The following is a 22896-nucleotide window of genomic DNA, read 5'->3' as shown; positions in this document are numbered from 1 at the left end:
GCTGTCGGTACTCAAGGTGTCCCTCCCAAGTAGATCGCACATCAGGCGATGCTGTTGTTGGACATCGGGGCCGGGCGAAAGCGACTCCGCCCGGCCCCAGGCTCACCGCGCGATGCGGACGAGCTTGTTGTTGACGAACTCGTCGAAGGCCAGCGGACCGAGCTCACGCCCGAAGCCCGACTTCTTCACCCCGCCGAAGGGCAGTTCGGCTGCTTCGAGGTCGGTGCCGTTGACGAAGACCATGCCGGCCTCGATCCGGTCAGCCACCCGGTCGGCCTGCTCCGGATCGGTGGTGAACAGGTACGACCCGAGCCCGAACTCGGTGTCGTTGGCCAGGCGCACGGCCTCCTCTTCGGACGAGACCCGGAAGATCTGGGCCACCGGTCCGAAGAACTCCTCACCGTAGGCGTCGTTGCCGGGCTCCACACCGGTCAGCACGGTCGGGGCGAACATGTTGCCGACACGCGTGCCACCGGTGACCACGGTGGCTCCCTGGTCGACCGCCCGCTTCACCTGCTCCTCCAACCCATCGGCGGCGGCCGGAGACGAGAGGGGACCGAGCTTGTTGTTCACATCGGTGGGATCGCCTGCAGGCAACGCCGCGAACTCGGCACTGAACTTCTCGACGAAGGCGTCGTAGAGCTCGTCGATGACGATGAAGCGCTTCGCCCCGTTGCACGCCTGACCAGTGTTGCCGGCCCGCGCGCCCACGGCATGGGTGACGACGGCATCGAGGTCGTCGGTCGACAGCACGATGAACGGGTCCGAACCGCCGAGTTCGAGCACGACCTTCTTCAGATGGCGTCCCGCCTGCTCGGCGATCACCGAGCCCGCTCGTTCCGATCCGGTGACCGAGACGCCCTGCACGCGCGGGTCGGCGACGACGGTGGAGACCTGCTCGTGACCGACGAAGACCGACTGGAAAGCACCTTCGGGAAGGCCTGCGGCTTGGAAGATCTCGACCATGGCCAGCGCCGACTCGGGGCACTGCACCGACGGCTTGAGCAGGATCGGGTTACCGATGAGCAGATTCGGTCCCGCGAAACGCGTCACCTGGTAGTAGGGGTAGTTCCACGGCATGACGCCCAGGAGCACACCGATGGAGTTGCGCCGGATGAACGCCGATCCGGTGCCCCCGGACAGGGCGATCGGGCGATCGGCCAGCGCCTCCTCAGCGTGGTCGGCGAAGTAGTCGTAGATCTCGCCGGAGAAGTTGGCTTCGCCGATGGCCGAACGCAGCGGCTTTCCCATCTCGCGCGACAGGATCCGTCCCAGCTCGTCGGCCCGCTCGCGGTAGAGCTGCGCGACGCGCCGGATGATCGCGATGCGGTCGGCGAGACTGGTCTGCCTGCTGAGGACATCGTGTGCGCGGCCAGCGCGGTCGAGCGCGTCGCCGAGCTCGGAATCGGTGATGCGCGGGTACTTCTGGAGGACCTCGCCGGTCATCGGATTGGTCACTGCATAGCTGGGCATGAGCCTCCTCCTGTCGTGGTTGGGATTTCAGGGCTACGTTGATGCCCCTCAGCGGGCCACCCAGTAGGTGCGCGTGTTGGTGAACTCTCGGATCCCGTCAATGGACAGCTCGCGCCCGTACCCGCTCTGCTTGGTGCCTCCGAAGGGCACCCTGGGGTCGGAGGCGACGATGGAATTGATGAATACCTGGCCGGAAGTGATCCGGCGGGCAACCCGGGTCGCGCGCGCCTCGTCGCGGCTCCAGATGCTCAGTCCGAGTCCGAAGCGGCTGGCGTTCGCCAACCGCACCAGTTCGTCATCGTCCTCGGCGACGGTGAGCGCGGCGACCGGGCCGAACGTCTCTTCGTCGAAGACCGGGATACCGGGACGCGCACCGACGACCAGGGTCGGCGCGTAGAAGTACCCGGGCTGCTCGAGCGCGTGGCCACCGGTCACCACGGTGGCGCCGGCCGTGACGGACCGCTGCACCTGATCGTGCAACTGCGCGCGCAAGTCCTCACGCGCCACCGGACCGACGTTCGTGCCCGGTTCTGCGGGGTCACCGACGACCAGCGACTCCACTCCGGACTGGAACAGCGAGCAGAACTGCTCGGCCACATCGGCCGCGACGAGGAAGCGCTTGGCGCACACGCAGCTCTGACCGGAGTTCATGAAGCGGGCTTTCACCGCAGCGGCGGCCGCCTTCTCGACATCGGCGTCGGAGAGCACCACGAAGGCGTCTGATCCGCCGAGTTCGAGCACCGACTTCTTCGACGCTCGCCCGGCAGCCGCACCGACGGCCGCGCCTGCCCGGTTGCTGCCGGTCAGGGTGACTGCGGCGATGCGGTCGTCGGCGATGATGTCGGCGATGGTCTGCGGGACCTCCGGTTCGGCGACCACCGCCACTGTCAGCAGCCCGTGCGGGAACCCTGCTTCGGCGAGCACCTCCTCCAGCAGGAGGGCGGACCCGGTCACGTTCGGCGAGTGCTTGAGCAGGATCGCGTTACCCGCGGCAAGGTTGGGTGCGACGTGGCGCATGACCTGCCACACCGGGAAGTTCCACGGCATGACCGCGAGGATGACCCCGACCGGTTCGTGGGCGATCCACGCTGTGGCGCCCTCGACCTCGACGTGTTCGTCGGCGAGGATGCGCTCGGCGTTGTCGGCGTACCACTCCGCCGTCACGGCGGACTTCTCGACCTCGGCGATCGCCTCGGCGGTGGGCTTGCCCATCTCCGAGGTGATCCGCTCGGCGAGCGCACCCGCGCGGTCGCGGAGCACCTGGGCCAGGCGCCTGACTCGCTCGACCCGCGCGGGCAGCGGCACGTCAGCCCAGGTCTGCGCCGCTGCGGACACCCGAGTCAGAGCCGACTCCACCTCCTCGGTGCTCCAGGAGGGGTAGTCGGCCAGCTTGATGCCGGTCGTCGGGTTGACTGTGGTGATCGTGCGCGTGGCGTCGGTGGTGATCGCGGGTGCGCGTTCGGTGAAAGGGGAGGACACGGCGTCTCGTCTCCGATCTCAGCATGGGGCGTCTTCTCAGGAGAAGTAAGGTCGTTCTACTTGCCGCTTCCCCGGAGACGGGGTTCGAGCAGGCGGGGTGTGGTGGTAGCGATGAGTTTCCGCAGCACTCCGTTGACATTGAGTCGCTTGCCGCGCTCCTGAGCCTCCTCGACGTACTCGACCGCGGCGCGGACCGCGAGACCACCGACCGACCGGAACGGTTCGGGCGGCAGGTACTCGACAGGCCCGCGGGTGATCGGCGAGCGGGTGTCGTCGTCTTCGATGCCCAGCACGATGTGGGCAAGAGTGCGGCCCAGCAGGGCGGACTGCGCCACACCGCTGCCGGACAGGCCGGTGGCGTAGTGCACGGTTCCGTGGTCGCCGAGCTTGCCGATGAACGGGAAGTGGCCGGGCGAACGGTCGACCGGCCCGCTCCAGCCGTGCGTGATGCGGGCGTCGGCCAGATCCGGGAACCACCGCCGCAGGTCGCGTTCGATGGACCGCAGCGTCCGCGGGTCGTGCCACAGCGCAGGCTGCACCTGCCCCGCGCGCCCGAGGGGCCCCCCGCCTCGGCCGAACAGCAGCCGACCATCCGGGGTGACCTGCATGTAGTGGACCGACATCCGCAGATCGCCAATGCCTTCGCCGTTGCCGAAGGGACGTGAGAGCAGCCGTTCCCCCAACGGCTCGGTCACCACGATCGAGCTGCCGATCGGCACGATGGCTCGGCGCAGCTCGGGGATGCTGGCCATCCACGCCCCCGTCGCGAGCACAACCCGTTCAGCGAGTACCGACCCCGCTGGGGTCCCGACGCGCGCCGGGTAGCCGCGATCCAGCGAGATCATCGGCGTGCCCTCGTAGATCGTGGCCCCCAACTTGAGGGCGACGCGCCGCAGTCCGCGGGCGAGTAACGCGGGCTGCAGGGTGGCGCCGTCGGTCTGGGAAACCCCCGCCAGCGGAAGGGGAGACCCGGTGCGGCGCCGCAGTTCTTGGCCGTCGACCTCGACGTAGTACTTCGACCGCCCCAGCTGTTGGCACGCGTCGAGCGCGGACTGCCACTTGCCCATCTGGACGTCGGTGGTGGCGGCTTTGGTCGCCCCCTGCCGACGCAGGTCGCACTCGATGCCGTAGGTGTCGCACACCTCGCCGATCCGGTCGATGGCCCACGCGGAGCGCTCGGCCAGCCGGCACGCCTCCTCGACCCCGAAGCGGCGCACGAGCACGTCGAGCTCGTCGTGCCATCCGGTTGCCCAGCCGCCGTTGCGTCCGCTCGCGCCGAACCCGCACGACTGGGCTTCGAGCAGGACGACCCTGGTTTCCGGTGCATTCTCGAGGATGTCGATCGCGGTCCACAGCCCGAGGTAGCCGCCGCCGACGATGACCACGTCCGCGGTGATGTTGCCGCTCAGAGGTGGGCAGGCCGGCTGATCATCGGCCTCCATGGCCTGTTCGAGCCAGTAAACCGTCCCGCTGGCGGGAATCTTGTCCTTCATGTCTCTCTCGCAGTCGGTCGGTCAGCGCGCGGCGAACGCCGATTTGTCAACGATGTTGAGCAGGGGCTGTCCGGCGGACCAGCGTTCGAGGTTCGTGACGAACAACTCGATCGACCGTCGCTCCCAACCCACGGCGTCTCCGGCCATGTGCGGCGAGACCATGACGTTGTCCATCGCCCAGAAAGGGTGATCCGCGGGCAGCGGCTCCTGGTCGAACACGTCGAGCGCAGCCCCGCCGAGCCTGCCCGCCCGCAGCTCGGCGATGAAGGCGTCCTCGTCGATCAGGGGGCCGCGTCCGACGTTGATGACTCGAGCTCCGGGTCGGAGCCGCCCGAGGACGTCGGCGTCGATGATGCCCCGCGTATCAGCAGTGAGCGGCAGCGCGACCACCAGGTCGTCGGCCTGGGGCAGAAGCGCGTTCAGCTCACCGATCCCGCGCACCTCGCCGAGTACCTCGTCTGTGCGCGAGGTCCGTCCGACAACGTCGACGGTGATGCCGGCCCCCCGCAGCAATGACGCGATTTCGCGGCCGACCGCTCCCGGACCGACCAGAAGCACCCGTCGCGACCGCAGCGACTCGGTCGGGCGCTTGTCCCACCGGGCCGCGCGCTGCGCGTCCACGGTTCCGCCGAGGTCCTTGGCGAAGTACAGCAGCATCGCCAGGACGTACTCGGCCATCGGCGGCTCGAAAACACCGCGGGTGTTGGTGACGACCGTGGACGTGGTCGCGAGTTCGGGGGTGACGATGGCGTCCACACCGACGCTGTTGGCGTGGACCCACTGGATGCCGCCCATGCCCACGGTCCGCAGCAAGGGGTTGCCGAAACCCCACTGGAAGGCGACGGTGGCGGACTTATGGGCAACTTTCAGGTCTTCCTCGTTGTCGACGACCGTCACGTCCGCGACGGCATCGATGAGGGAGAGTTCGGACGGTAGTTCTTCGCCGGGGTTGGCCACGACGATCACGGAAGGTGACATGCTCATGCTGCCTCTGTCGTTGGGAGGGGGCGTCTCATCAGGACTTCGTGGCGTCGGCGAAGGCTTCCAGGAACCGGTCGACATCGGCGTCGTCGAAGACCAGCGGCGGCCGGATCTTCAGGACGTTGCCGTACTTGCCCGCCGCGGAAATAAGAACGTTGCGCTCACGCATCCCGTTGACCACCGCGGCTGCGCGAGCACCGTCGGGTCGGCCGCTTTCGCGGTCGGTGACGAAGTCGACTCCGATGAACAGGCCGGCTCCGCGCACCTCGAGCACGTCGTCCTGGTCGGCTGTGATCTTGCGCAGCTCGTCGACCAGCCGCTCCCCCTGCTTGCGCGCGTTGCCGATGAGGTCCTCCGTCTCGACGACGTCCATGACGGCCGCGCCTGCGGCGATCGACACGGAGTTACCGCCGAAGGTGTTGAAGTACCGGACCTCCCTGCCGAACTCCTCGGTCAGTTCCGGTTGGAACACCGCGCCCGCGATGGGGATGCCGTTGCCCATCGGTTTTCCGATGGTGACGATGTCCGGGACGATTCCGTGCCTGCGGAAGCCCCACCAGTCCGCGCCGGTCCGACCGAACCCGGGCTGCACCTCGTCGGCGATGTAGAGCCCGCCTGCCCGGTGCACCGCCTCGACCACCGGCTGCAGGAATCCCGCCGGGTCGGCGAAAACGCCGTCGCTGGAGAAGATGCTGTCGGCGATGAAGGCAGCGACCCCGTAGCCGTGTTCCTTCAGGTCCTCCGCCGCGGCCCGGACCTGCTCGGCCAGGAACGCCCCGAGGTCACCATCAGCGATGTGCCGGAGCCTGTCGGGGGCGGGAATGGTCCGCACGTGCTCGCCCAGCGGCGATGCGGTACCGAGGCTGGGCGAGAACTCCGACACCGCGATGGTCAGGCCGTGGTAGGCGGTTTCGGTCACGATCATGCCGGTGTTGCCGGTGACTCGGCGGGCGAGCCGGACGGCCAGGTCGTTCGCCTCCGACCCGCTGCAGGTGAACGTGACCTCCTTGAGCTCGTCGGGGAAGGTCGCGGTCAGCCGCTCCGCGTAACTGACGAGGGAGTCCTGCACGTAGCGGGTGTTGGTGTTGAGCGTCTGCATCTGCCGGTGCACCGCCTCGACCACGTGCGGGTGGCAGTGGCCCACCGACGGCACGTTGTTGTAGGCGTCGAGGTAGTCGGTGCCGTCAGGGCCGAACAGGTGGGCCCCGCGCCCGCTGACGATCTCCAGCGGATCGCGGTAGAACAGGCGGTAGCCGGGTCCGAGGACGTTCTCCCGACGCTCGATCTTCGAGCGCAGTTCGGCGGGCATCTCGGAGAGCGAGGCGGGATCGAACGCGTTGTGCATCGTCTGACGGGCAGTCATGTGGGTGATCTCCCTGATTCGTCGAACGGCTTAGCAGGTGTGGGCGGACAGCAGGCGCGCCACGTCGCGCCGATCTGTCGAGGCAGCCACCGCAAGGTGGATCCAGTCGTGGCTCGCGTGGGACATCACGTACTCCTGGCGGTCCGGTGACTGCTCCGCACGCCATTCCGCGACGAGAGCGCGCAGGGCGAGCCGGGCCAGGCCGGCGATGCGCAACGTTGCGAGTTCGGTGTCGTCGAGGGCACGCTCGGCGCGGTAGCCGCGGATGAACGCCGCTGCCGCGGCCCATGGATCGTGTTCATCGCGGCCGATCTGGTTGGCCGTCATGACCGCGATGTCGAACACCGTGGTGGTCCGGACGGTGTCGCCGAAGTCGATCACACCCGTGATGAAGGGGGACGCGCCCGGCTCGACAACGACGTTGTACGGGCTGTAGTCGCCGTGCACGACCTGGCGGCGCAGCGTGCCGAGCACGGGGACCACTTCCTGCTCGAACTCGTCCATCACGCGCTCGGCCAGCGAGCGATGGCCCGGATCGCGGACGCTGTCGAGCAGCCGCCGGAGCCGGTGGAAGTGCGCGAGATCCCACAGCAGCAGCCGCTCCTCGCGCGGGTGGTCGAACTCCGCTAGGGTGCTGCCGATCTTGGCGAGCATAGCTCCGGCGTCGCCGAGCTGCGCTGCGGAGGGCTGAGCATCGGCCAGCAGCGTGCCGGGGACGAAGTCGAAAACGCGCAACGTCCGCGACGGCGCCTGGTCCGTCTCCAGCTCGACCGCCACTCCTCCAGCGCGCGTCCGCACCAGCCGCTGCACCGGCAGTTCGGGTGCGACCTCTTCGAGGTGCAACAACGCCGAGGTCTGCAGGTCGACGATGTCGGCCGCCTCAGACGAGGGCGAGACCTTCACCAGGTACGGCCGTCCCCCTGCCTCCAGTCGGAAGGTGTCGTCCTTCTCGGTCGCGATCGGGATCAGGCCCCCGGACAAACCGTAGTCGCGTCCGAGCACGTCCGACACGACCGAGACCTGGATCGGCTCCTCACTACCGGCGATTCCGGTCTCGGCAGCGACCTCATCCAGGAAATCGTCGACTCTCAAGGCAAACCTCCCTCAGTGCGTCCGGATCGCACCCTGCGGGCGCAACGACACTGAGCATATCGCAGATTGTTGACAACTTACCGGTGACATTCGACATTTTTGGATCGCTCAGTCAACCTGCGGGGCGTCCGCTGTCTCTGCGGTCCTCGTCGACTCGTGGCGGTAGAACTCGACGTGTTCGGGTTTCATGGGAGTTCGTCCGAGGATGTCGTCGGCCGCCTTCTCCGCCGTCATCAGCACCGGGGCGTAGAGATTGGCGTTCGGGATGATCGGGAAGACCGAGGCGTCGACCACGCGCAAACCCTCGACACCGTGCACGCGCAGCCCGTGCGGGTCCACCACCGCGTCCTCACCGATGCCCATCTTCGCCGTCCCACACGGGTGGTAGGAGGTTTCAGCGTCGCGCGCGACGTAGTCGAGGATCTCCTCGTCAGTGCGCACGTTCGGTCCCGGCTGGATCTCGCCGCCGTTGAACGGCGCGAACGCCGGCTGGTTGAGCAGCTCCCTGGTCAGACGAACGCCGTCGATCCACTCCCGACGGTCCTGCTCGGTCGACAGGTAGTTGAAGGTCAAGGCCGGAGCCGCCGTCGGATCCGCCGACTTCAACGCGAGATGCCCGCGCGCCTGCGGAGTTTGGGGAGCCAGGTTGATCTGGTAAGCGTGGTCGGTCGGTGCGGGGGTCCCGTCGTTGCGAACACCCAGCGGCAACATCGTCATCTGCAGGTTGGGCATCGACACTTCATCGTTGGAGCGGACGAAACCACCGGCCTCGAAATGGTTGGTCGAGGCGGTCCCCGAGCGATGCAGCAGCCAATCAGCCGCGATCTTCGGGAACGCCCTGCGCTTGAGCTTCGGCAGGATCGACACCGGCTGGCTGCAGGAGTACATCACGAAGGCCTCGAGGTGATCCTGCATGTTCTGCCCGACCCCAGGCAGGTGATGGGTCACCGGGATGCCCAACCGGGACAGCTCGGCCGAGTCTCCGATCCCGGACAGCATCAGCAGCTGCGGCGAGTTGAACGCACCGCCCGCCAGGATCACCTCATCGGCTTCCACCAAGCGTCGACCGTCGCGGCGCGAAGCCATCTCGATGCCGATCGCACGCGTGCCCTGGAAGACGACCCGGGTCACCAGCGCACCTGTGACCACGTCAAGATTGCGGCGGTGGCGGATCGGGTCGACATAGGCGCGCGCCGCAGAGTAGCGCTCCCCTCCTGAGATGTTGCGCTCGAACGGCCCGAAACCCTCCTGCCGGTAGCCGTTGAAGTCGTCGGTGAGGTGGTAGCCCGCCTGGCTCGCCGCTTCGAACAGGGCACCGAACAGCGGATTGCTGGCAGGGCTGCGCTCGATCGGAGTCGGTCCCGACCGACCGCGGAACGGGTCGTCCGGATCCGCGCTCTGGTGGCGCTCGAGGCGCTTGAAATAGGGCAGGCAGTGCGCGTAATCCCAGGTGTGCATGCCCGGATCAACAGCCCACTCGTCGTAGTTGAGCGGGTTGGCACGCTGGTAGAACATGCCGTTGATCGAGCTGGAGCCGCCCATCAGCTTGCCGCGGTAGTGCTCGATCCTGCGGTTGCCGAGCCACGGCTCGGGCTCGGACTGGTAGCCCCAGTCGTAGAACCGGTTGCCCAGGACGAACAGGAACGCCGCGGGTACCCGGACCGGGTAGTCGAACCGGGAGCTGCGGTGCCCGGCCTCGACTACCAGGACCGAGGCTCGCTCATCGGCTGACAGGCGGTTGGCGAGAACGCAACCGGCCGAACCGCCACCGACGATGATGTAGTCGTACTTGCGCTTTTTCATGAATCTCTTCCAGTTTCGCGGATCCGAGTGACAGACCGGGGTTCTCCGGCCCCAGGGCCGGCAAGCTGATCAGAGCTCCTGGCAGCCGATCCTGCGGTACACCTCAGGGCCGCGACTGCGCAGCCGCAGAGCTGCAAGGACACCGGCGACCACCACGAGGAAGGTCAACACGATGAGTCCCGCCGCCAGACCCCCGGTGACACCGCTCAGGGTCTCGAAGTTGACGGTCGCCAGGTAGACCACGGTGGCGAGGCCGAGAGCCGCGACGGTCGGCAACACCGCGGTCTGCCAGATCGAGACACCGGTGGCCGAGTGCCGCCGGAAGTAGACGACCACGGCGACGACCGCCAAGAACATCAGGACGAGGATGGAGTAGCTCCCCACTCCCGCCACGTAGCCGTACAGGCTCATCGGATCCATCCCGCTGAGGGCCGACGGGATGGCTCCGGCGAGCAGTGCGCCCGTGACGGCCATCGAGGCGACGTGCGGCGAACGGTGTCGGGGATGGGTCGAACCGAACCTCGCGGGCAGGACCGCGTCATGCCCGAGCGAGTAGAGGTAGCGCGAGAGCATGTTCTGCACGGCGACCATCGACGCCAGTACCGAGGTGGTCAGCAGGACCGCCCCGACGTCTACGAACACATCACCGAGGTACTGGCGGAGGGCCCCGGTGAGCAGTGCAGCCGGGTCGTCGCCGGCGATTGCCACCGCCCGGTCGGCCCCGTAGGCGAGCATGATCATCAGCGTTGAGACCGTGTAGAAGACGCCGATCAACCCGACCGAGAGGTACATGGCCCGCGGGATCGTCCGCTCTGGATTCCGAGCCTCCTCGCGGTAGATCGCAGTCGACTCGAAACCGAGGAAGGACAGGACGCCGAACAGGATCGCCACCCCAACCGAACCGCTGGAGAACGCCGACAAGCTGAGCGGTTCGAGCGAAAGCCCCTCGGCACCACCGTGGCCGGCGATCGCGACGTCGAGGATCACGACGATGACGACCTCGAGCACCATCACGACGACGAGCACCTTCGCCGACAGCTCGATGTTGAGGTAGCCCAGCACGCCGCACAGCAGAATGCCGACGAACTCGAAGGCATACCAAGGGATGCTGGGGCCGCCGAGCTCGGCAACCAGGCGCGACGATGCCGAGCCCAGGAACGCGAAGCTCGCGACGGCGATCAACCAGTACGAGTAGATCGCGAGCAAAGCACTCCCCAACCCGAGAGGCCGCCCGAGACCAGCGGTGACGTAGGCGTAGAACGCCCCCGGGTTCTGGATCTGCTTCGACATCGCAGCCAGACCCGCGGCGAAGAACAGCAGCAACAGGGTCGCCGCCACGAATGCTCCCGGAGCGCCCGATCCGTTGAAGCTGATCACCAACGGCACGAGGCCGGAAACCGTGGCCAAGGGCGCCGCGAAAGCCAGAACGGTGAACACCAGTTCCGCTGTTCCCATTCTCCCCGTGAGACTGTCGCGCGCAGGCCGCCGCTCACCCTCCGGGGCCCGCGAGGATCTCGGCAGAACCTCGTTCCTCGCTTCCAGACCAGACATCGGGCCATCTCCTCTGCTCGGATTCCCCGTGGGGAGCCGGTAAGTCGGGCAGAGCTATCAGCGGGGTGCGCGGTCACCAGTCCGTGCACGCAGACCGAGACGCGTCCCGCTGACGCGTGATGCAACTTACAGGCGACTTGGCAGATTGTAAACAATCTTCGACTTACAACTTGCTTCCTGCTGGCGGCAGCATGAACCGCGGATCGCCATCTGAGCAGCTCAAAGCCCTTGCGGAAAGCGGTGCCGTCTCGTAGGTTGTCAACAACCTACGATCTGCACTTCTCTTTCGCGGTGCGGAACCTCGGTCGGCATCGTCGGCAGAGGTGCGGATCCACGCACCGGAAAGCCGTCGACAGGGAGCCTCATCCATGACGTCGCCCGCCTCATCCACTTCCACCAGCACGGTCACGAGCTCGGAGGTCCTGCGGGTCATCAACCCCGCCGACGGAACTCTGCTCCAGGAGGTGCCCTCCTCGGTCGGAGTCGACGACGCCGTGGCCGCGGCCACCGCCGCGCTGCCCACCTGGGGCGGCCTGACACCGCAGGCACGAGGGCAATACGTGGAAGCCCTCGCCGATCTCATCGAGAAGCACGGGACCGAACTGTTCACGCTCGAATCCCGCAACGTCGGCAAGCCGATCAGCGCCGCGCTCGAGGAGATCGAACCCACCGCCGACGCCTTGCGCTACTCCGCCGGAGCGGCGCGAAACCCTCACGGCCCGGCCGCCGGCGAATACGCCCCCGGGTCGTTGTCCTACCTCCGCAGGGAACCGGTGGGTGTGGTCGGACTGATCTGCCCGTGGAACTTCCCGCTGTTGGAAGGCATTTTCAAGCTCGCGCCCGCCCTCGCCGCGGGCAACACCGTCGTGCTCAAACCTTCCGAGCTCACTCCCCTGACCACCCTGCGCTTCGCCGAACTGGCCGCGGAAGTCCTGCCTCCCGGCGTGCTGAACATCGTGGTGGGCGACGGGCGGATCGGCGCGGAGCTGGTCGCCCACCCCGGCGTCGGACTGGTCTCGCTCACCGGTGACACCTCCACGGGCGTCAAAGTCGCTGCTGGAGCATCGACTCGGCTCAAGCGCGTCCACCTCGAACTCGGGGGCAAGGCCCCGGCGCTGGTCTGCGCCGACGCCGACCTCGACGCGGCGGTCGACGCCCTGGTGGGCGCCGGTTTCAGCAACACCGGCCAGGACTGCACCGCTGCGTGCCGAGTGATCGTCAGCGACCGGATCGCCGACGCGTTCGTCGAGGCCTACGTCAAGCGCACCACCGAACTGATCGTCGGCGACCCCGCTGATGCGGCCACCACGATGGGACCGCTGGTCTCGGAGAAGCAGCTCCAGCGCGTGACCGACATGGTGCAGCGCGCCCGCGAGGACGGAGCCGCGGTCCTGCGCGGCGGCGAGCGGCTGGACCGGCCCGGCTGGTTCTACGCGCCCACCGTGCTGACCAACGTCGCCCAGGACTCCGAGATCGTGCAGCGCGAGGTCTTCGGCCCGGTCGTCACGATCCAACGAGCCGCCACCGACGACGACCTGCTCCGCATGGGCAACGATGTCGACTACGGGCTGGCCGCCAGCGTCTGGACGCGCGACCTCGAGCGCGCCCACCACCTGGCCAACTCGCTGCAGTTCGGCACCGCCTGGGTCAACCAGCACCAGGTCACCGTGCCGGAGATGCCCTTCGGAGGATTCGGAATGTCGGGCTACGGAAAGACCCTGTCGGCGATGTCCATCGAGGACTTCACCCAAACCAAGCACGTCATGATCCGGCCTCCGATTATTATCGCCCCGACCGCAGGAAGCACGACCACCTGCTCGGCCGTCACGACCGACAACTGCCACGCGCTGGCGGCAGCTTCTCGCGGACGACCGGCTCCGCCCGCCCGGTTGCCGAAGTGCTGCGGAAGGCCGGCAACCGCTCGATGAACAACGCCATCCCTGCTGCGATCACCAACAGAGAACCCATCAGCAGCAGTCCCGCACGGCCATCTCCGGTCACATCGGTGAGCGCGCCGTAGACGTACGGGCCGAAGAATCCGCCGATGTTGCCCACCGAGTTGACCAGCGCGAGCACCGCCGCGGCCATGATGCCGAAGAACATCTCCGTCTGGTACTGGTAGAACAGCGGAAACGCGGCCTCCAGACCCGCGCAGCTCACGCAGACAGCGAGCAAGGCGATCCACCCGTTGTCGGCGCTCGCCGCGGTGCAGAGCCCGAGGGCCGCCGCGAACAAGCACCCGACGAGATGCGCTCGCCGGTGCCCGAACACGCGGGTGGACCGGCCCACCGCGAGGATGGCGCCGAGGCTGACCGTCCACGGGATCGCCGAGATCAACCCGCTCGCGACCTCGCCGCTGCCGAAGTCATCGGCGACGATCTGCGGCAGGTAGTAGGTAATCGTCCAGAACCCGACGATCACGCAGAAGAACATCAGTGACAGGTACCACGCACTGCCGCTGGTCAACGCCTTGAGCAGTTTTCGGCCTTCCCCGAGCGACGCGACCTCCTCGTCCGGCTCGGCCAGGTCCAGCTCCACACGACCCGCCAGGTAGGCGCGGTCGCCTTCGCTCAACCAGCGCGCCTTCGCGGGCCGATCAGGCAGTGCGGCGATGATCGCGACGCCCACGGCGACGGCCAGCAGTCCCTCGGCGACGAACACCCACCGCCAACTCGACTCGGTGCCGACGCTGTTGAATCCCGCCAGCAGCAACGCCGTGACGATCGAACCGACGCCCAGCGCCACGGGCTCGGTCAGCTGGTAGACCGAGTACGGACGCGAGCGGACGCGCCGCGGGTACCAGTAGGTGATGTAGAGGAGGACGCCGGGGATGAGCCCGGCCTCCGCGGCTCCGAGGATTGCTCGGGCGACGTAGAAGTGCCACGCTTCCTGCACGAATGCAGACAGGATCGACACCAGCCCGAAGCTGATCACGATCCTGGCGATCCACGTGCGCCCGCCGAACCGGTGCAAGGCGACATTGCTCGGCACCTGCAGGAACACGTAACCGAGGTAGAAGATTCCTACTGCGAAGCCAAATGCCTCCGCGCTGAGATGCAGGTCTGCTTGCAAGGATTCCGCGACGACACCGATATTGGCGCGATCGAGGAACGAGACGAATACCGCAGCGCACAGCAACGGCATGATCCGTGCGGTGACTCGTCGCGCGATCCGATCCTCGCGATCTTCTTGGACAGCGTTCGACATCGGGGTAAGCCCCTACATGAGAAGTGAGCGAACGAAACGAGCGAGTGCACGAATCGGCCCAAGCTCCGAGGTGACACCAGAGGCCGTCTTAAGACCGCCCGATGTGGATCCACAACGGAAGAATCAGTCATCGAACACTAATTGCGCGGCGCTTGCGGTGTTGGTGCCACTCTGGCTTGACACAAAGGTCAGCGGTCGCGCTCCCCGCGCTCGAAACGCGAGGAGCGCGACCGCTCTGCCCCACCGAACCCCAGGACGGGCGAAACACCCGCCGGGGGAATTGACGTGTGGTGTTTGCTCCTAGAAGTGCACCACGAACCGAGGCACCTCTCCTGAGGCACTGCCTCAGCGAAGGCGGAACTTCTCGGCGAGCTGCCGCATCCCGTCCTTGACTCGCGGCATGGTCCCTTCGGGATCGGAGACCGGGCTGCCGTGCGCACCGGCGATGAGGCGCGTCGGGTAGTCGACCTCGATGAGCCGGTTCAGCTGCTCGATCTTCGGTTCCAGAGTCTTCATCCTGGACCAGTAGAGCGCGTACTCGAGGAACTGCCCGCTGAGCTCACCGATCGGCAACTCATCGATCTCCTCGACGAACCGACCGCAGTGCTCCTCACCGTGGTAGTGACCGAATCCCATGCCGTCGCCGGAGAACAGGACCTGCTCCTGCGTGTCGTAACCCCACAACGAGTTGGGGAGGTCCCGAAAGACGGCGTCGACGAACACGAACCTGCGGTCACCGAGGTCGATCGAGTCCCCGACTGTCGTCTCAACCATGCGGTCCACGTGCTGCGGGAAGATCAGGTGCAGGTCCCGCATGTCACCGATCGCTTCAGCGTCCGGGTAGCGGTCCAACAGGCGACCGAGATTCCCGCAGTGCGTCACCTCCGGGTGCGTCGGGAAGACCCAGCGCAGCGGAGCAACGCCCTGCTCGAACAACTTGTCGAGTTGCGCCCGCTCGACGTCCCAGTCCTTCGGGTGCCCGGTGTCGATGAGGACGCTGCCCTGCGTCCCCGCGACCAGGAACGTCGCGGTGTAGGAGTGTTCCAGCTTCTGCGGCGCCGGCCAGAGCATGCAATCACCGAGCCAGTACACGCCCGATGCGATCTCACGCGGCAGGACGCGCCCAGCCGTGTTCTCCGGGTCCTGGACATCAATGGCGTAACTGGCCGTCATGCGACGTTCTCCTTCTCTCCGAGCTGGCGCAGCGCGTCATCGACCATGTCGTAGTGGCGCTTGACCAGATTCCGACCCTTGATGACGCAGCCGACGGTCGGAGCGATCGCCTCCACGTCGTAGGTCGTGAACACGTCGCGGAGGAAGCTCCGCAGCGGGGCGGTGTTGGCCCCCTGCAACCAATCGAACTTCTCCATGAAGTGGTTCATGACCTCGTCGGGCGTCGTGCGGTCGCTCTCCTCGGTCACGATCTGCATACCCGGCTTCGGCGCGAGAACGTGCGAGAACGAGTCCGAGGTGAACAACGTCTTCGTGGCCGAGTCGAAAACCCACACGCAGGCGAGCAGCTTGAGCCGAGCATCGATCAGCGACAGCGTGTGACCGGGGATGACCTCCAGTTCACTGCCCTTCCGGTAGACGAGCGCCTCGAACTCCGGAAGCGGGGTCTCGTCGCGGAAGGCCACCCAGTCCTGCGGCGGGAACATCAGCTCCGAGTAGACGCGCTTGACCGTGAAGTTCCGAACGAGCAACTCGGCGTTGCCCATGCTGTCGAACTCCACCGGGCGCGTCAGCAGGATCGTCACCTGCTCGACGCCGAGCGATTTCAGCTGCTGGACCAGCGCTTCGCCGAACACCGGCAGAGTCGTGTCGATGACCAACCCGTGATTGCCATCGACGATCACGAAGGCGTTCAGCGCAGCAAACCCCGCCGAGCCTCGTGGCACCCAGCTGATTCGCCCGTTGTGCGAGACCGTCCCGCCGAGGACGTGCAGCGTGCCGTCCACGAGCGGAGACGCTGAAGGAAGTGAATCAACTCTCATATCAAAGCAACCTAGGCATGCGAGAGTAGATTGTCAACAATAATCCGTCGACGATCTACGTCTATTTCGTTTGCGGCTCAGACGATTCGCCAGAGCCGGCGGCACCGATGCTGCCGCGTCTGCGGCCACGTGGCTGACCACGAGCGGCAGACGATGTTCGGCCCCGCCCAGAGCGACTGGGCGGGGCCGACACCATTGGCAACGAAGCGAAATCAGGTAGCCGTCCATCCACCGTCCACGGCAAGGACCTGCCCGTTGACGTACGACGCGCCCTCGCCGGCCAGGAACTCCACCACGGACGCGATCTCATCAGGATCGGCGGTACGTCTCGCCGGAACGAGGAAGTCTTTGATCTCCTGCCGGGCCACACCCATGCCGCGGTTCTGGTCAACTTCGGGACCGAGCACTTCACGGGAGTTCTCCCGGAGATTGGTCTGCGTCAAGCCCGGTGCGACCACATTGGCGGTCACGCCGTGCGAGCCGACGTCGATCGCCAATCTCCGTGTCATCCCTTCGATCCCCGCTTTGGAAGCCGCATAGGCCAACCCGTCGGCGGCACCTCGTTGTCCGGCGATGGAACCGATGTTGATGATCCGTCCCGAACCTTGAGGGATCATGCGCTTGGCCGCTGAGCGAGCACCGTTGAAGCACCCGGTGAGGTTGACGTCGATCACCTTTCGCCAGAGTTGCGAGGTCGTCTCCTCGATTCCCGCATAGCCGTCGAAGATGCCTGCATTGCTCACGAAAACGTCCAGGTGGCCAACGGTGTCGACCACTTCCTGAGCCAGTCCGTCGACAGACTCGGCATCAGCCGTATCGATCTCCCTGAGGAAGACCGAGCAAGCGAACCCGGCAAGTTCGTCACCAACCTCGGTCAACCGCTTCCCTGAGATGTCCGCCAGGAAGACCACGTCGGTTGCCCGCGCGAACCGCCGCGCGATTGCGTGGCCGATTCCCGAACCTGCTCCTGTGACCACGACGCCGCGTCGTTCCACGATGTCCCACCCTCCAACTAGATCGTTCGCCGAAGCACTCCCGGCACGCACGAACCGTCCACCACGCGGTCGCCAACCACGTCGGTGCGGGCGACCCGCGGCGTGGTCTTCCCACGTCGCGGACCGCCCGCACCGGTCGTCAACACCTCCTTGATCGGCGATTAGAACAACGCTCACCCAAGTGCGGGTTCACGTGTTCGGCTGAGATCGGAACGCTCGATCAACGCCGAGCGCCGATGGACCTAGTTCTCCGAACCCGTCACCGGATGCCTTCCGGAGCACGCTGATCAGGGCCCCGATGAACGGAGAGGAGGCATTTCCCCTTCCGTCCCGGAGCGTCTGGTCGTACTTCAGCGCCGCTGCGAGATAGACATCGATGGACGCTTGATCCGTCTCATGCGCTCCTTTCGATAGACGGGCAACCGACTCGTGCAGGCTCTTCGCGAGGAGGTCGACCGCGGGTTCGACGGCTGCCGCGATGGCGTCCCAGCTCGCTCCGGAGTCGGCAGCAGTGCGCGCCAGTTGCGCGAAAGCAGCGTGCGCAGCCATGCAGAAGGCGCCGGGAAAGCCGGCTTCCATCACATTGGCGAGCCCGACTTCGGCGCCGAGGAAACAACTAGCCCCACCGAGAGTCCGCAGAACCGATCGCGACTCGAGGTAGACCGACTCGCGGCCGCTGCACGCGATCACGGTTCCGGGATCGCCGATCATCGAAGGCGTGGCCCAGATACTTCCCTCGAGGTAGTCCCCTCCCCTCTGGTTGATAAACTGCGCGAATCTGGTCGCCTCGGTCACCGTGCCGGTGATCAGATTGACGAAGGTCGTTCCCTCGAAGGCCGAAGCCGGCACCTCGGCCAGAACGGCCTCGGCGGCTTCGTAGTCGGCAAGCACGAGGAGGACCGTCCGGCTGACAGCTACGGCCGACCCGGCACTGCCGGCGCGGTGGACGCCGAACGGAGCCAATCGGTCGACCCGTGCTGCATTCCGATTCCAAGCCCAGGTGAAGCGGGAGCCGGCCAGGACTCGCGCGATCTTCGAGCCCATGTTCCCGCAACCGATGACGGACACGCACTTGTCTGGAACGGACATGGCTCTACTTCCTCTCCAGACGGTGTGACGTGCTCGGCCTTCACCTCAGCCTTGCTGACGTCCGATCCGCTGATACGCCTGCGGCCGCTGGCTGCGAAGGACGGTCGCCAGCAGGACTCCCGCTACCACGACGGCAAAGGTCAGCAGGACGAGCAGGATGCTCAACACACCCGTGAGCTCGGTCATGTGCTCAAAGTTCAACGTCGCCAGAACAACAACAGCACCCAGGCCGAGTGTCGCGATAACCGGAATGACAGCCGTTTGCCATACCGACATTCCCTGCGCGCCCTGGCGACGGAAGTAGGCGACGACCGCGATGCTGGCCATCAGCATCAGCACCGTGATCGCGTAGATGCCGACCCCTGAGATGTGGGCGTAGACCATCATCTCGTCCCCTTCTGCGAAAGCGAAGGGCACAGAGCCGATCAGGATCGCCACCGTCACGATCACCGAGGCCACGGCAGGTGAACGGTGCCGGGGATGCGTCGATCCGAGCCGCTTAGGCAGCACACCGTCCTGGCCGAAAGAGTAGAGGTAGCGCGACAGCATGTTCTGCACGGCGAGCATCGAAGCGAAGACGGAGGTGGCCAGCAGGATTCCCACGATGTCAACGGCTACCGGCCCGAGGTTCGAGGCCACCGCCGCGGTGAACATTGCGGACGGATCCTCGTTCGCGATCGACACCGCCTTCTCCTGCCCGAAGGCCAAGACCAGCATCAGCGCACTCACGACGTAGAAGATCCCGATCGACAGGACGGATACCCACATCGCGCGCGGGATGGTCTTCTCCGGGTTCCGGGCCTCCTCGCGGTAGATCGCGGTCGATTCGAATCCGAGGAAGCAGAATGCGGCGAACAGGACTCCGACCCCGACATTTCCGCTAAGGAAGGCGTTCACCCCGAGGGGTGCCAGGGAGAACCCCTCTGCACCTCCGCTGGCACCGACCACCAGGTCGAAAACCACCACGATGAGCACCTCGAGCACCATCACGGTCGACAGCACCTTCGCCGACAGCTCGATGTTGAGGTAACCGAACACGCCAATGATCACCAGAGCCACCCACTGGCACACGTACCAGGGGACCTCGGGACCGCCGAGCTCGACGACCATGCGCGAGATCGCTGAACCGAGAAACACGTAACAAGCGACCGCGATCAGCCAGTAGGAGAAGATCGCCAGCATTCCGCCGCCGAGACCGAGTCGACGTCCGAGGCCGGCGGTGATGTAGGCGTAGAATCCACCGGCATTGGGCACCTTTCGAGCCATGGCACCCAGCGCAATCGCAAAGAGCAACAGCATGGTGGTCGCGACCGCGTAGCTGACCGGAGCTCCAGCACCTCCGTACATGATCACGATGGGAAATACTCCGGATACCGTTGCCAGCGGCGCGGCGAACGCCAGGACGGCGAGAACGAGTTCCGCAGTGCCCATGCGTCCCCTGAGCCCACTCACGGCACCAGGCTCATCAACCGAACGCGATGGGCGGCCAGATGGCTCCATGTTCTCACGCGTCTCTACATCCGACATGTGCAGTCTCCTCTTGTCCGGATAGCACGGGCTCATCGCGACCGGCGGAGACGAGGGAGCTCGCCCTGAGGCTGATCGCGCTTCCAGCTCGCTCTCCGACCGGAATCGGACCGGCACTGCCGACTGCCGTCGTGCCACCCATCGGCCAATTTCTGCTCTCACAGCCCTCCCGGGCCTCGCAGAACGAGCCAGAGGGGTGAGTGCGAAGCGCTGGGCACTTCCCGCCGCCTCCACCTGGCTGCGCTACTGCGCTAACGAGTGGCGTACGTTACACCGGCAGTTCGCTGATTGTAAACAATCTTCCGTAAACAACTTATTACTGCGTACTTATCACGCTCAGTGACCTCACCCGCGCGATGGTTCGACCTATACGGAAGGTTTGCGCAGGTCGTGTCAGCCTGTTACGCATGGCGGCCGACGAGGGGAAACATTGTGGTCAACACTGTCGGTGTCCATGCTGCGACGTCCACTCAGCGCCACCCGCGGGATGCAAATTTGACGGCGACAACCTGCGGTCCGAGCGCTCGGACATCTCGGCGCTCGCGACGGTGCCAAGATCACGTGCTGGATCAACCGCAATCCGGCTGCGGGAGTCGGGGTTCAGCTACCTCGAGGCCACCCATCGCGGACGCGATCCGGGGGGATGAGCTCCTGCTTCGCGAGAACACCGCGAGGGCACTCACCTACCCGGCACCTCTTTGTCCAGAGAGGACAACTATCCGGAAATTCCCAGCCTCACCGATCCAGGATACCGACCTCTCGCTTGTGGACGAACGAAACGAGTTGCTGTCGCGCACGATGGGAGCAGGAGAATGCCAGGACGCTACGTCCTCTCGGGGAAGGAAGTGAGGCGCTGGATGGCGTCGAGGGTCAGTTGGCGGTCATGCGCACCGGTTCCGAGGGCACGGTGGATCGTCAGCCCTTCGATGAGCGCATCGAGCTCACGGGCCGTTTCTGGGGCGAAGTGGCGCGCCAGGGCCCCTTGGCTGCGCTGCATCCACTCGGTGATCAGTTCTCGGTAGGCCGGTTCGCGAGCCGCGAGGGCGTACAGCTCGTGGGTGAGTACCAGGTCGTGATGGGTGGCGAACAAGTCTTCGTGAACGATGTCGGCCACCGCCTCGCGAGCTTCCTCCAGGTCACGCGCCGCAGCGAGTCGTCGTTCGAACTTGGCGATGACCGCGTACGTGAAGCGACTGAACGCCTCTCGCAGCAACTCGTCCATGCTGGCGAAGTGGTAGGTCATCGATCCCAGCGGGACGTCAGCGCGCATGGCGACCTTGCGGTGCGAGGTTCCGGACACGCCTTCCTCGGCGATCAACGCCAGCGCCGCATCGATGATTCGCGTCCGCCGCTCGGGGTCGAAGCGACGGCTCCCCGACATGTCCCCACACCTCCATCGCGGCGTCCCGTCACGCCGCGTTAGGCCAGCGCGAAACGCAACCTGGCTGACGAGCCCTGATTAAGCCCACACACCCTACCTGGCAGCACCTCTTGCCCTGCCGGGCACAGCAGTGCCAACCCGGCCTGATCTCCCAGAGCTTCCTAATGCGTACGATCGTACGCATCTAATGTACGGTCGTACACATCGCTCCAATCGACTGCTTAGCTACGACGGAAGCCATGCCTGCACACTCCGGAACCACGCACACCACCTCTCCGTTCCTCGACCGACGCGCCACCAATGGGCGTCGACGAGCCCTGCAAGTGATCTTCTTCCTTCTCGGAGCCTCGATGGCGTCCTGGGTCGTGCGCACACCCGCAATTCGCGACGCGCTGTCCGCATCCACCGGACGCATGGGGTTGGTGTTGTTCGGGCTCTCCATCGGCTCGATGACCGGGATCCTCGCGTCGGGGCTGCTCGTGCGCCGGTTTGGCACCAAGAGCGTGATAGCCATGAGCACCGCGCTCGTCATCGCCGGGATCTCCGTCCTCGGAGTGGCGACCACGATCGGTTCGACGTGGTCGGCGTTCGCCGGTCTCATGCTGTTCGGCCTCGGCATGGGGTGTTCGGAGATCGCGATCAACGTGGATGGGGCCGACGTCGAGCGCGCCGAAAACCGACCGCTACTGCCGTTGCTGCACGGGACCTTCAGCGCCGGAACGGTCGTCGGATCGCTTCTCGGGCTGGGGTTAACCCACATCGGGGTTGGAGTCATGTGGCACCTGCTGGGGGTCACCGTGGCCGCGGTTATCGCGACGGTGCTGGTCTTGCCGTCGATCCCCGGTGGTTTCGGTGTCGAACACAGGGGGCCGAGGCGTGGTTTCGGGGACGCGACGCGTCAGCAGTTCGTGGTGTGGTCGGAGCGTCGGGTCGTTCTCATCGGGTGTGTCGTGCTGGGTATGGCGCTCGCCGAAGGCGCGGCCAACGATTGGCTCGCGCTGCTGGTCGTCGACGCACACGGTTACTCGCCCACCGCCGGGTCGCTGATCTTCACCGTCTTCGCCGCGTCCATGACCGCAGGACGCTTCCTGGGCGGCAAGTTCGTTTCCCGATTCGGGCGCACCCCCGTGGTGCGCACCAGCGCGCTGTGCACCGCGCTGGGCATCGTGCTGGTGATCTCGACTTCCCAACCCGCCATCGCGGTAGCCGGCGTGGTGCTGTGGGGACTGGGCGGTTCCCTCGGCTTCCCGCTGGCGATCTCCGCGGCCGGTGACGGTGGCGGTGACGCCGCCATGCGCGTCAGCGCTGTGGCGACCGCGGGTTACATCGCTTTCTTGGTGGGGCCGCCGTTGCTGGGCTTTCTCGGGGAGCACTTCGGCCTGCAGCGGGCGATGATTGTCGTGGTTGCGCTCGCCTGCTGCGCTGCCGCCACCGCCTCGGCCGTGCGGCCTCGTCCGGGCAACTGACC

General features: G+C 66.2%; 17 protein-coding genes. 2 read left to right on the top strand and 15 right to left on the bottom strand.

Annotated features, from left to right (window positions below):
* Window positions 1–102: 102 nt before the first annotated feature.
* The 8 genes from E1202_RS25475 to E1202_RS25440 all read right to left on the bottom strand — a co-directional run bounded on the left by E1202_RS25475 (window position 103) and on the right by E1202_RS25440 (window position 11139).
* The gene (locus E1202_RS25475; RefSeq protein WP_132685663.1) at window positions 103–1473 is read right to left on the bottom strand and encodes an NAD-dependent succinate-semialdehyde dehydrogenase; all 1371 of its coding nucleotides are present in this window, start codon (window positions 1471–1473) and stop codon (window positions 103–105) included.
* Between the two features lie 48 nt (window positions 1474–1521).
* Entirely contained in the window at window positions 1522–2952 is a 1431-nt protein-coding gene (locus tag E1202_RS25470) for an aldehyde dehydrogenase family protein (protein WP_207918913.1), read from the bottom strand.
* Window positions 2953–3008: 56 nt separating this feature from the next.
* The gene (locus E1202_RS25465; RefSeq protein ID WP_132685662.1) at window positions 3009–4445 is read right to left on the bottom strand and encodes an NAD(P)/FAD-dependent oxidoreductase; all 1437 of its coding nucleotides are present in this window, start codon (window positions 4443–4445) and stop codon (window positions 3009–3011) included.
* Window positions 4446–4466: 21 nt separating this feature from the next.
* Window positions 4467–5423 carry a D-2-hydroxyacid dehydrogenase gene (locus E1202_RS25460; RefSeq protein ID WP_207918912.1) on the bottom strand — a complete coding sequence of 319 codons (957 nt, stop codon included), beginning with the start codon at window positions 5421–5423 and terminating at the stop codon, window positions 4467–4469.
* A 37-nt stretch (window positions 5424–5460) separates the two neighbouring features.
* Window positions 5461–6789 carry an aspartate aminotransferase family protein gene (locus E1202_RS25455; protein WP_132685661.1) on the bottom strand — a complete coding sequence of 443 codons (1329 nt, stop codon included), beginning with the start codon at window positions 6787–6789 and terminating at the stop codon, window positions 5461–5463.
* A gap of 30 nt (window positions 6790–6819) precedes the next feature.
* Window positions 6820–7881 carry a phosphotransferase gene (locus E1202_RS25450; RefSeq protein WP_132685660.1) on the bottom strand — a complete coding sequence of 354 codons (1062 nt, stop codon included), beginning with the start codon at window positions 7879–7881 and terminating at the stop codon, window positions 6820–6822.
* A 108-nt stretch (window positions 7882–7989) separates the two neighbouring features.
* Window positions 7990–9684, bottom strand: a complete 1695-nt coding sequence (locus E1202_RS25445) for a choline dehydrogenase (protein WP_132685659.1) — start codon at window positions 9682–9684, stop codon at window positions 7990–7992.
* Between the two features lie 69 nt (window positions 9685–9753).
* Window positions 9754–11139 (bottom strand): APC family permease, encoded by a 1386-nt coding sequence (locus tag E1202_RS25440; protein ID WP_165943984.1) that lies wholly within the window; start codon window positions 11137–11139, stop codon window positions 9754–9756.
* Between the two features lie 464 nt (window positions 11140–11603).
* Here E1202_RS25440 and E1202_RS25435 point away from each other — a divergent pair, with 464 nt between their 5' ends.
* Entirely contained in the window at window positions 11604–13163 is a 1560-nt protein-coding gene (locus E1202_RS25435) for an aldehyde dehydrogenase family protein (RefSeq protein WP_132685657.1), read from the top strand.
* Here the strand turns inward: E1202_RS25435 and E1202_RS25430 are convergent.
* The 7 genes from E1202_RS25430 to E1202_RS25400 form a co-directional block, all read right to left on the bottom strand.
* Window positions 13060–14379, bottom strand: coding sequence for an MFS transporter (locus E1202_RS25430; RefSeq protein ID WP_165943983.1), 1320 nt, complete (start codon window positions 14377–14379; stop codon window positions 13060–13062). The genes E1202_RS25435 and E1202_RS25430 overlap by 104 nt on opposite strands.
* Window positions 14380–14787: 408 nt before the next feature.
* The gene (locus E1202_RS25425) at window positions 14788–15615 is read right to left on the bottom strand and encodes an MBL fold metallo-hydrolase (protein ID WP_132685655.1); all 828 of its coding nucleotides are present in this window, start codon (window positions 15613–15615) and stop codon (window positions 14788–14790) included.
* On the bottom strand, window positions 15612–16400 hold the full coding sequence (locus tag E1202_RS25420; protein ID WP_132685654.1) for an MBL fold metallo-hydrolase: 789 nt from the start codon (window positions 16398–16400) through the stop codon (window positions 15612–15614). The genes E1202_RS25425 and E1202_RS25420 overlap by 4 nt, the downstream gene beginning before the upstream one ends.
* A gap of 248 nt (window positions 16401–16648) precedes the next feature.
* Window positions 16649–17431 carry an SDR family NAD(P)-dependent oxidoreductase gene (locus E1202_RS25415; RefSeq protein ID WP_165943982.1) on the bottom strand — a complete coding sequence of 261 codons (783 nt, stop codon included), beginning with the start codon at window positions 17429–17431 and terminating at the stop codon, window positions 16649–16651.
* Between the two features lie 189 nt (window positions 17432–17620).
* Window positions 17621–18520 (bottom strand): NAD(P)-binding domain-containing protein, encoded by a 900-nt coding sequence (locus tag E1202_RS25410; protein WP_132685652.1) that lies wholly within the window; start codon window positions 18518–18520, stop codon window positions 17621–17623.
* A 45-nt stretch (window positions 18521–18565) separates the two neighbouring features.
* The gene (locus E1202_RS25405) at window positions 18566–20047 is read right to left on the bottom strand and encodes an APC family permease (RefSeq protein ID WP_207918911.1); all 1482 of its coding nucleotides are present in this window, start codon (window positions 20045–20047) and stop codon (window positions 18566–18568) included.
* A gap of 823 nt (window positions 20048–20870) precedes the next feature.
* Window positions 20871–21428 carry a TetR/AcrR family transcriptional regulator gene (locus E1202_RS25400; protein WP_132685650.1) on the bottom strand — a complete coding sequence of 186 codons (558 nt, stop codon included), beginning with the start codon at window positions 21426–21428 and terminating at the stop codon, window positions 20871–20873.
* Between the two features lie 323 nt (window positions 21429–21751).
* Between E1202_RS25400 and E1202_RS25395 the strand changes: the two genes are divergently transcribed.
* Entirely contained in the window at window positions 21752–22894 is a 1143-nt protein-coding gene (locus E1202_RS25395; protein ID WP_207918910.1) for an MFS transporter, read from the top strand.
* Window positions 22895–22896: the final 2 nt, after the last annotated feature.

Origin of the sequence: Saccharopolyspora karakumensis (assembly GCF_004349225.1) — a bacterium.
GTDB lineage: Bacteria > Actinomycetota > Actinomycetes > Mycobacteriales > Pseudonocardiaceae > Saccharopolyspora > Saccharopolyspora endophytica.
This window is presented reverse-complemented; position numbering and strand designations above follow the sequence as displayed.